Origin of the sequence: Serratia sp. (in: enterobacteria) (genome assembly GCF_046715635.1) — a bacterium.
Taxonomy (GTDB): domain Bacteria; phylum Pseudomonadota; class Gammaproteobacteria; order Enterobacterales; family Enterobacteriaceae; genus Chania.
Map to the genome: position 1 here is coordinate 1 of NZ_JBKJYW010000117.1, position 9,470 is coordinate 9,470.

At 53.7% G+C, this 9,470-nt stretch carries 5 protein-coding genes; 4 read left to right on the plus strand and 1 reads right to left on the minus strand.

Annotated elements, in window-relative coordinates; genetic code table 11:
* Positions 1-305: 305 nt before the first annotated feature.
* Complete coding sequence (locus ACLQ7H_RS05625; protein ID WP_411751826.1) at positions 306-1,682, minus strand: amino acid permease; 1,377 nt, start codon at positions 1,680-1,682, stop codon at positions 306-308.
* 607 nt (positions 1,683-2,289) lie between these two features.
* Here ACLQ7H_RS05625 and pdhR point away from each other — a divergent pair.
* The 4 genes from pdhR to lpdA form a co-directional block, all read left to right on the plus strand.
* On the plus strand, positions 2,290-3,054 hold the full coding sequence (pdhR, locus tag ACLQ7H_RS05630; RefSeq protein ID WP_021179689.1) for a pyruvate dehydrogenase complex transcriptional repressor PdhR: 765 nt from the start codon (positions 2,290-2,292) through the stop codon (positions 3,052-3,054).
* Between the two features lie 165 nt (positions 3,055-3,219).
* The gene (aceE, locus tag ACLQ7H_RS05635; RefSeq protein ID WP_411751827.1) at positions 3,220-5,883 is read left to right on the plus strand and encodes a pyruvate dehydrogenase (acetyl-transferring), homodimeric type; all 2,664 of its coding nucleotides are present in this window, start codon (positions 3,220-3,222) and stop codon (positions 5,881-5,883) included.
* Positions 5,884-5,896: 13 nt separating this feature from the next.
* Complete coding sequence (gene aceF, locus ACLQ7H_RS05640) at positions 5,897-7,771, plus strand: pyruvate dehydrogenase complex dihydrolipoyllysine-residue acetyltransferase (RefSeq protein WP_411751828.1); 1,875 nt, start codon at positions 5,897-5,899, stop codon at positions 7,769-7,771.
* Between the two features lie 358 nt (positions 7,772-8,129).
* Positions 8,130-9,470 (plus strand): dihydrolipoyl dehydrogenase (gene lpdA / locus ACLQ7H_RS05645; RefSeq protein ID WP_411751829.1); only part of this gene is annotated, 1,341 nt, incomplete at its 3' end.

Consider the following 9,470-nt stretch of genomic DNA (forward strand, 5'->3'; position numbering starts at 1 on the left):
CGGTATAGAAGTAGTTGAGGAACAGCATGATTGCGCCGCCGATCATGTTGCAACCGGCGTCTCCCATGCCGTAGCCAATCTTTTCTTTTATCGATAGGGCATTGCTCTTCATGGACATTTTCTCCGCGATGACAGGATCGGACTGTTGGATAACGATTATTGCCCTGCGTGGCGGTGAACTATCAGAAATTAATGGTTGTAGAGATGGACAAATCAGCCACTGCCGAAAAAGTGTGAGCCAGTTGGCAAAAAGCATAGGGTAAAAAAAGGCCCGCGCTGGCGGGCCTTAGAAAACTGATTCAAGATTAACGGCTTGCGGCACTGGCCGGTTGTTGGCCACGCTGCTTGATGAAGTAACCGATGCCGAGAATGGCGAGCCATACCGGGATCAGCAGCACGGAAATCTGGATCCCCGGTGTCAGATACATGATCACCAGAATGGCGGCCAAAAAGGCCAGGCACAGATAGTTGCTGAACGGATACCAGAAGGCCTTGAACTTCGGCTCGACGCCTTCACGGTTTTTCGCCTGGCGGAATTTCAGGTGTGCCAGGCTGATCATCGCCCAGTTGATCACCAAGGCAGACACCACAAGAGCCATCAGCAGTTCAAAGGCACGGCCTGGTATCAGGTAGTTAATCAGCACACACAGTGCGGTTGCCAACGCAGAGACACCGATGGCAACTACCGGCACACCGCGGCTATCCACTTTCAGCAGGGCTTTCGGGCCATTGCCCTGTTTGGCCAAACCGTACAGCATGCGGCTGTTGCAATAAACGCAGCTGTTGTAGACCGACAGCGCGGCCGTCAGCACCACAATATTAAGCACCGTTGCGACCATATTGCTGTTCAGCGCATGGAAGATCAGTACGAACGGGCTGCCGCCTTCGACCACTTTGCCCCATGGATAGAGTGACAGTAGAATAGTCAGTGAGCCGATATAGAACAGCAGGATACGGTAGATCACCTGGTTGGTGGCTTTCGGGATACTTTTTTCCGGGTTATCGGCTTCGGCGGCGGTAATGCCCACCAGCTCCAATCCACCGAAGGAGAACATGATCACCGCCATCGCCATGAGTAGCCCCATGGTGCCGTTCGGGAAGAATCCACCCTGCGCCCACAGGTTGGTGACGCTGGCTTCCGGGCCGCCCAGGCCGCTGAACAGCAGGTAGGCACCAAAGGCAATCATGCCAATGATAGCCACCACTTTGATGATGGCGAACCAGAACTCCATTTCACCATAGACCTTGACACTCGACAGGTTGATGGCGTTGATGGCCAGGAAGAACACGGCGGCGGAGATCCAGGTTGGGATCTCCGGCCACCAGTACTGTACGTAAATGCCCACCGCGGTCAGTTCCGCCATGGCAACCAGCACATACAGCACCCAGTAGTTCCAACCGGACGCGAAACCGGCGAAGTTCCCCCAGTATTTATAGGCGAAGTGGCTAAACGATCCGGCCACCGGCTCTTCTACCACCATTTCACCCAGTTGACGCATGATCAGGAAGGCAATAAAACCGCCAATTGCATAACCAAGGATGACCGACGGGCCGGCCATTTTTATTGTTTGAGCGATACCGAGGAACAGGCCGGTACCTATTGCGCCACCTAAGGCAATCAGCTGGATATGGCGGTTTTTCAGGCCGCGCTTTAGCTGGTCGCCATGCTGTTGACCATCCATCAATGAAACCCTCTGTGCTGACATAATGCTCATTACCGTAAAGTAATGATTACGATGTGTGTTGTTTTTCGTTTACGACGTTATAGCTATAAATTCCACGGCGTCGCTACCGTTTGGCAGAGAATAATGGTATGTGCGAAAGTTTGCACCTGCTTTGTTGTTTGAATGATGAAGATTGCAGCAGTTTAGGCAACAAAATGCGGGTTGTGTGACTAGCGGAGGGATTGCGTGCACGAAATAAGCAATAAATCACAGAATCCGCAAAAATAATCGCCATTGTTGTTATTTTTTTGTTAACGGAGCGGTGCTCGGTAAGCGGTAGTAAAGCAAAAAAAACCCTTAATCTCCTTGCCCTATAATCCCGGCATTCTAGCTAACCAGAGGTTTCACAAAAGTTAAATTTGGCGCCTACCTCGTAAATGGTATTACCAACGCTGAGTTGCCGGTTTGCAAAGGTTTATGGATTGAAGTGTTAAAATGTGCGGCATTCATGATTTCGATCAAGGCCCATATGGACAGGAGGTGAATACTTTGTTACTTTACCGTCACGTTTTTGAAATTGGTATTACCAATTGACTCCGGGCACTTCGCAGAGAAGAAATCACCCATGGCCTACAGCAAAATCCGCCAACCCAAGTTGTCAGATGTTATCGAGCAGCAGCTCGAATACCTGATCCTCGAGGGTACGCTACGTCCAGGCGAAAAGCTGCCTCCAGAGCGAGAGCTGGCGAAACAGTTTGATGTTTCCCGTCCTTCTTTGAGAGAGGCAATTCAGCGCCTGGAAGCTAAAGGGCTGCTCCTGCGTCGCCAGGGAGGCGGTACCTTTGTACAAACTAATCTGTGGCAGAGCTTCAGCGATCCGCTGGCTGAGCTGCTGGCCGATCATCCTGAATCGCAATTCGATCTGCTCGAAACCCGTCATGCCCTCGAAGGTATCGCTGCCTATTATGCGGCGTTACGTGGGACTGACGAAGATCTGGCGCGCATCCGCGACTGCCATCATGTGATCCAGCAAGCTCAGGACAGCGGCGATCTAGACGCCGAAGCCGATGCGGTCATGCAATACCAAATTGCCGTGACCGAGGCTGCCCACAACGTTGTGTTACTTCATCTGCTGCGCTGTATGGGCCCGATGTTGGAACAGAATGTTCGTCAGAACTTTGAATTGCTCTACTCGCGCCGTGAGATGTTGGCAACAGTGAGTAGCCATCGCGCCGGGATCTTTGAGGCGATAGTGGCACGCGAACCTGAAAAGGCCCGTGAAGCCTCGCACCGCCATTTGGCGTTTATCGAGGAAATTTTGTTGGATCTCAGCAGGGAACACACCCGGCGTGATCGATCGCTGCGGCGTCTCCAGCAACGCAAGGATTAAGAGTGGTTCTCTTCAAGGCACACCAGCTTGTAGAGATAAAGCTCGGAGTGCTTAGTTAAGTACTTAAGCGGCAACCAAACTGATGAGCCTGTCTTCGTGCGTTTTACGACAGAACGCAGGAAGACAGGCTCCAAACAAACCATTAGACAGATAAGGAATACCACCATGTCAGAACGTTTAAACAATGACGTGGATCCGATCGAAACCCGCGACTGGCTGCAGGCGATCGAATCGGTCATCCGTGAAGAGGGTGTTGAACGCGCTCAGTTCCTGATTGATCAGGTTCTGGGAGAAGCCCGCAAGGGCGGTGTTAGTGTTGCAGCGGGTGCTGCGGCTAACAACTACGTCAACACCATCGCGGTAGAAGACGAACCGGCATACCCGGGCAACCTGGATCTGGAGCGTCGTATTCGTTCTGCTATCCGTTGGAACGCCGTGATGACCGTGTTGCGTGCTTCCAAGAAAGATCTGGATCTGGGCGGCCACATGGCTTCCTTCCAATCTTCCGCGACCTTCTATGAAGTCTGCTTTAACCACTTCTTCCGTGCTCGCAACGAGAAAGACGGCGGCGATCTGGTTTACTTCCAGGGCCACATCTCTCCGGGCGTTTATGCACGTGCCTTCCTTGAAGGCCGCCTGACCGAAGATCAAATGAACAACTTCCGTCAGGAAGTGCACGGTAAAGGCCTGTCCTCTTACCCGCATCCAAAACTGATGCCTGAATTCTGGCAGTTCCCGACCGTCTCCATGGGTCTGGGCCCAATCAGCGCTATCTATCAGGCCAAGTTCCTCAAGTATCTGGAACACCGTGGGCTGAAAGACACCTCTGGCCAGACCGTGTATGCCTTCCTGGGCGACGGCGAGATGGACGAACCGGAATCCAAAGGCGCGATCACCATCGCGACCCGTGAGAAGCTGGACAACCTGGTATTCGTCATCAACTGTAACCTGCAGCGTCTGGATGGCCCGGTCACCGGTAACGGCAAGATCATCAACGAGCTGGAAGGCATCTTTGCAGGTGCTGGCTGGCAGGTGCTGAAAGTGATCTGGGGCGGTCGTTGGGATGAATTGCTGCGTAAAGACACCAGCGGCAAGCTGATCCAACTGATGAACGAAACCCTGGACGGCGACTACCAGACCTTCAAATCCAAAGACGGCGCTTACGTGCGTGAGCACTTCTTCGGCCGCTTCCCAGAAACCGCCGCGCTGGTCAAAGATATGACCGACGACGAGATCTGGTCGCTGAACCGTGGTGGCCACGATCCGAAGAAAGTCTTTGCTGCACTGAAAAAAGCGCAGGATACCCAAGGTAAACCAACCGTGATCCTGGCCCATACCATCAAAGGTTACGGCATGGGTGAAACTGCGGAAGGTAAAAACATCGCTCACCAGGTGAAGAAAATGAACATGGAAGGGGTTCACCACTTCCGCGATCGTTTCAACGTGCCAGTGGCCGATGCCGACATCGAAAAACTGCCATACATCACCTTCGAGAAAGACTCCGAAGAGTACAAGTATCTGCACGAACGTCGTCAGGCGCTGGAAGGCTACGTGCCAACCCGCATGCCGAAATTCACCGAGAAGCTGGAAATGCCAGCTCTGGCAGATTTCAGCTCACTGCTGGAAGAGCAGAACAAAGAAATTTCTACCACCATCGCCTTTGTGCGTGCCCTGAACGTGATGCTGAAGAACAAGTCGATCAAAGATCGCCTGGTGCCAATCATCGCCGACGAAGCGCGTACCTTCGGGATGGAAGGTCTGTTCCGTCAGATCGGTATCTACAGCCCGAACGGCCAGCAGTACACCCCGCAGGACCGTGAGCAGGTTGCCTACTACAAAGAAGACGAGAAAGGCCAGATCCTGCAGGAAGGTATCAACGAACTGGGTGCAGCCTCTTCCTGGTTGGCCGCAGCGACTTCCTACAGCACCAACGATCTGCCAATGATCCCGTTCTACATCTACTACTCCATGTTCGGTTTCCAACGTATCGGCGACCTGTGCTGGGCAGCGGGTGACCAACAGGCGCGTGGCTTCCTGATCGGCGGGACTTCAGGGCGTACTACCCTGAACGGCGAAGGTCTGCAGCACGAAGATGGCCACAGCCACATTCAGTCTCTGACCATCCCTAACTGCATCTCTTACGATCCGGCTTACGCGTATGAAGTCGCGGTGATCATGCATGATGGTCTGGTGCGTATGTACGGTGACGCGCAAGAAAACGTCTACTACTACCTGACCACGCTGAACGAAAACTACCACATGCCAGCCATGCCACAGGGCGCAGAAGAGGGTATCCGTAAAGGTATCTACAAGCTGGAAACGCTGGAAGGTAGCAAAGGTAAAGTACAGCTGTTGGGCTCTGGCTCAATCCTGCGCCATGTGCGTGAAGCTGCGCAGATCCTGGCGAAAGACTACGGCGTAGGTTCTGATACCTACAGCGTAACTTCCTTCACCGAACTGGCGCGTGATGGTCAGGACTGTGAGCGTTGGAACATGCTGCACCCAACCGAAACTCCACGTGTGCCTTACATCGCTCAGGTGATGAACGAGGCGCCAGCGGTAGCTTCTACCGACTACATGAAGCTGTTCGCAGAGCAGGTTCGTACTTTCGTACCAGCCAGCGATTATCGCGTACTGGGTACTGACGGCTTCGGTCGTTCAGACAGCCGCGAAAACCTGCGTCACCACTTCGAAGTTGATGCTTCCTACGTGGTGGTTGCTGCTCTGGGTGAACTGGCTAAACGCGGTGAAATTGAAGCTTCTGTGGTCGCTGATGCGATTAAGAAATTCGACATCAACCCAGAAAAAGTTAACCCGCGTCTGGCATAAGAGGTACTGAACAATGTCTATCGAAATCAAAGTGCCGGACATCGGTGCAGATGAAGTTGAAATCACCGAGATCCTGGTGAAGGTTGGCGATAAGGTTGAAGCTGAACAATCGCTGATCACCGTGGAAGGTGACAAAGCCTCCATGGAAGTGCCTTCGCCGCAGGCTGGCGTGGTGAAAGAGATCAAAGTTGCCGTCGGTGATAAAACCGAGACGGGCAAACTGCTGATGATCTTTGAAGCAGAAGGTGCGGCCGCTGCCGCACCAGCCGCCAAGGCAGAAGAAAAACCGGCCGCGGCTCCTGCTGCTGCTGCTGCTGCCAAAGACGTTGAAGTGCCGGACATCGGGGCTGACGAAGTTGAAGTCACCGAGATCCTGGTGAAGGTTGGCGATACCGTGACTGCCGAGCAGTCTCTGATCACCGTAGAAGGCGACAAGGCTTCTATGGAAGTGCCTGCACCGTTCGCCGGTACCGTGAAAGAGATCAAAATCAACACCGGTGACAAAGTGAAAACCGGTTCCCTGATTATGGTCTTCGAAGTGGCTGGCGCGGCTTCTGCTGCCCCTGCGGCTGCGGCTACCCAGGCGGCTCCGGCTGCTGCACCAGAGGCAAGCGCGGCGAAAAATGTCGAAGTACCAGACATTGGCGGCGACGAAGTAGAAGTGACCGAAGTGATGGTGAAAGTGGGCGATAAAGTTGCCGCTGAGCAGTCACTGATCACCGTTGAAGGTGACAAGGCTTCTATGGAAGTTCCGGCTCCGTTCGCGGGCACCGTGAAAGAAATCAAAATCAGTACCGGCGATAAAGTGAAAACCGGCTCGCTGATTATGGTCTTCGAGGTAGAAGGTGCGGCACCGGCAGCCGCTCCAGCTCAGAAAGCAGAAGCTGCTCCAGCTCCGGCCAAGCAGGAAGCCAAAGCGGCCGCACCTGCTGCCGCTGCTGGCAAAGGCGAGTTTACCGAGAACGATGCCTACGTTCACGCTACCCCAGTCATCCGCCGCCTGGCGCGTGAGTTCGGTGTTAACCTGGCGAAAGTGAAGGGCTCCGGTCGTAAAGGCCGTATCCTGCGCGAAGACGTTCAGGCTTACGTGAAAGACGCGGTCAAACGCGCCGAAGCTGCTCCTGCCGCTACCGGCGGTGGTCTGCCAGGCATGCTGCCGTGGCCGAAAGTGGACTTCAGCAAGTTTGGTGAGATCGAAGAAGTTGAACTGGGCCGCATCCAGAAAATCTCTGGTGCCAACCTGAGCCGCAACTGGGTGATGATCCCGCATGTGACTCACTTCGACAAAACCGATATCACCGATCTGGAAGCGTTCCGCAAGCAGCAGAACGACGAAGCTGCCAAACGTAAGCTGGACGTGAAGTTCACCCCGGTGGTGTTCATCATGAAAGCCGTTGCCGCTGCCCTGGAGCAGATGCCACGCTTCAACAGCTCACTGTCCGAAGATGGCCAGAAGCTGACGCTGAAGAAATACATCAACATCGGCGTGGCGGTAGATACGCCAAATGGCCTGGTGGTTCCGGTATTCAAGGATGTGAACAAGAAGAGCATCACTGAGCTGTCCCGTGAACTGATGGCGATCTCCAAAAAAGCGCGTGACGGTAAGTTGACCGCAGGCGAAATGCAGGGCGGTTGCTTCACCATCTCCAGCCTGGGCGGTATCGGGACTACTCACTTCGCGCCGATTGTTAACGCGCCGGAAGTGGCTATCCTGGGTGTCTCCAAGTCTGCGATGGAGCCGGTCTGGAATGGTAAAGAGTTCACGCCGCGTCTGATGATGCCAATGTCGCTCTCCTTCGACCACCGGGTGATAGACGGTGCTGATGGTGCGCGCTTTATCACCATCATCAACAACATGCTGGCCGACATTCGCCGTCTGGTGATGTAATGAAAAAAGGGCGCAGCATGCTGCGCCCTTAGTAATTCAGTAGCAGTTTTGTCGGGTTTTGCATGACTCGACAGAATTGTTGGGACACGGGTCACTCGAACACGCTTTGCAGATTATTAACAATTCTGTAAACTGCTCGCGGTGTATGCGTCCCGGTGGATGAAGGGCGTTATGAGATTGATTAATAACATACCCAAAATAATTGGAGCTGCATCAAGGCGGCAAGTTCGTGAATCCTGATGAGCTTACTTTCTGTAAGTGATTCAGGTGAACGAACGCAGCCAACGCCGAGGCAGCTTCAAGGATGACGGGTATAAAATGACGTCTGACCCGCCGGACAACTAATTAAGAGGTCATGATGAGTACTGAAATTAAAACTCAGGTCGTGGTACTTGGGGCGGGCCCTGCAGGTTACTCTGCTGCTTTTCGTTGCGCTGACTTAGGTCTGGAAACCATTCTGGTTGAGCGTTACTCCACTCTGGGCGGTGTTTGCCTGAACGTGGGCTGTATTCCTTCCAAAGCACTGTTGCACGTTGCCAAAGTGATCGAAGAAGCCAAAGCGTTGGCTGAACACGGCATCGTTTTCGGCGAGCCGAAAACCGACATCGACAAAGTGCGCGTCTGGAAAGAAAAAGTCATCAATCAGCTGACCGGTGGTCTGGCTGGCATGGCTAAAGGCCGCAAAGTGAAAGTGGTCAACGGCCTGGGTAAATTCACCGGTGCCAACACGCTGGTGGTTGAAGGTGAGAATGGTGCTACCACCATCAACTTCGACAATGCCATCATCGCCGCAGGTTCCCGTCCGATCCAACTGCCATTTATTCCTCATGAAGATCCACGCGTGTGGGATTCCACCGATGCACTGGCGCTGAAAACCGTTCCAGAGCGCATGCTGGTTATGGGCGGCGGTATCATCGGCCTGGAAATGGGCACCGTATACCATGCTCTGGGTTCACAGATCGACGTGGTTGAAATGTTCGACCAGGTGATCCCGGCTGCAGATAAAGACGTGGTGAAAGTCTTTACCAAGCGTATCAGCAAGCAGTTCAACCTGATGCTGGAAACCAAAGTGACCGCGGTAGAAGCCAAAGAAGACGGCATCTACGTCACGATGGAAGGTAAAAAAGCCCCTGCAGAACCACAGCGCTACGACGCGGTGCTGGTAGCGATCGGCCGTGTGCCGAACGGTAAACTGCTGGATGCTGGTCAAGCCGGTGTAGAAGTTGACGACCGTGGCTTTATCCACGTCGACAAACAGTTGCGTACCAACGTGCCGCACATCTTCGCGATTGGCGACATCGTCGGTCAACCGATGCTGGCGCACAAAGGCGTGCATGAAGGCCACGTGGCTGCTGAAGTTATCGCTGGTATGAAGCACTACTTCGACCCGAAAGTGATCCCATCGATCGCTTACACCGAGCCAGAAGTGGCATGGGTAGGGATGACCGAGAAAGAAGCCAAAGAGAAAGGCATCAGCTACGAAACTTCCACCTTCCCGTGGGCAGCTTCAGGTCGTGCTATCGCTTCTGACTGTGCAGATGGTATGACCAAACTGATCTTCGACAAAGAAACGCACCGTATCATCGGTGGCGCGATTGTCGGCACCAACGGCGGCGAGCTGTTGGGTGAAATCGGTCTGGCGATCGAGATGGGTTGTGACGCAGAAGATATCGCGTTGACTATCCACGCTCACCCAACC

What these genes read in the sequence shown, in the direction of transcription:
- ACLQ7H_RS05625 (WP_411751826.1), bottom strand. Translation starts at nt 1,682, where the DNA reads ATGGATGGTCAACAGCATGGCGACCAGCTAAAGCGCGGCCTGAAAAAC.
- pdhR (WP_021179689.1), top strand. Translation starts at nt 2,290, where the DNA reads ATGGCCTACAGCAAAATCCGCCAACCCAAGTTGTCAGATGTTATCGAG.
- aceE (WP_411751827.1), top strand. Translation starts at nt 3,220, where the DNA reads ATGTCAGAACGTTTAAACAATGACGTGGATCCGATCGAAACCCGCGAC.
- aceF (WP_411751828.1), top strand. Translation starts at nt 5,897, where the DNA reads ATGTCTATCGAAATCAAAGTGCCGGACATCGGTGCAGATGAAGTTGAA.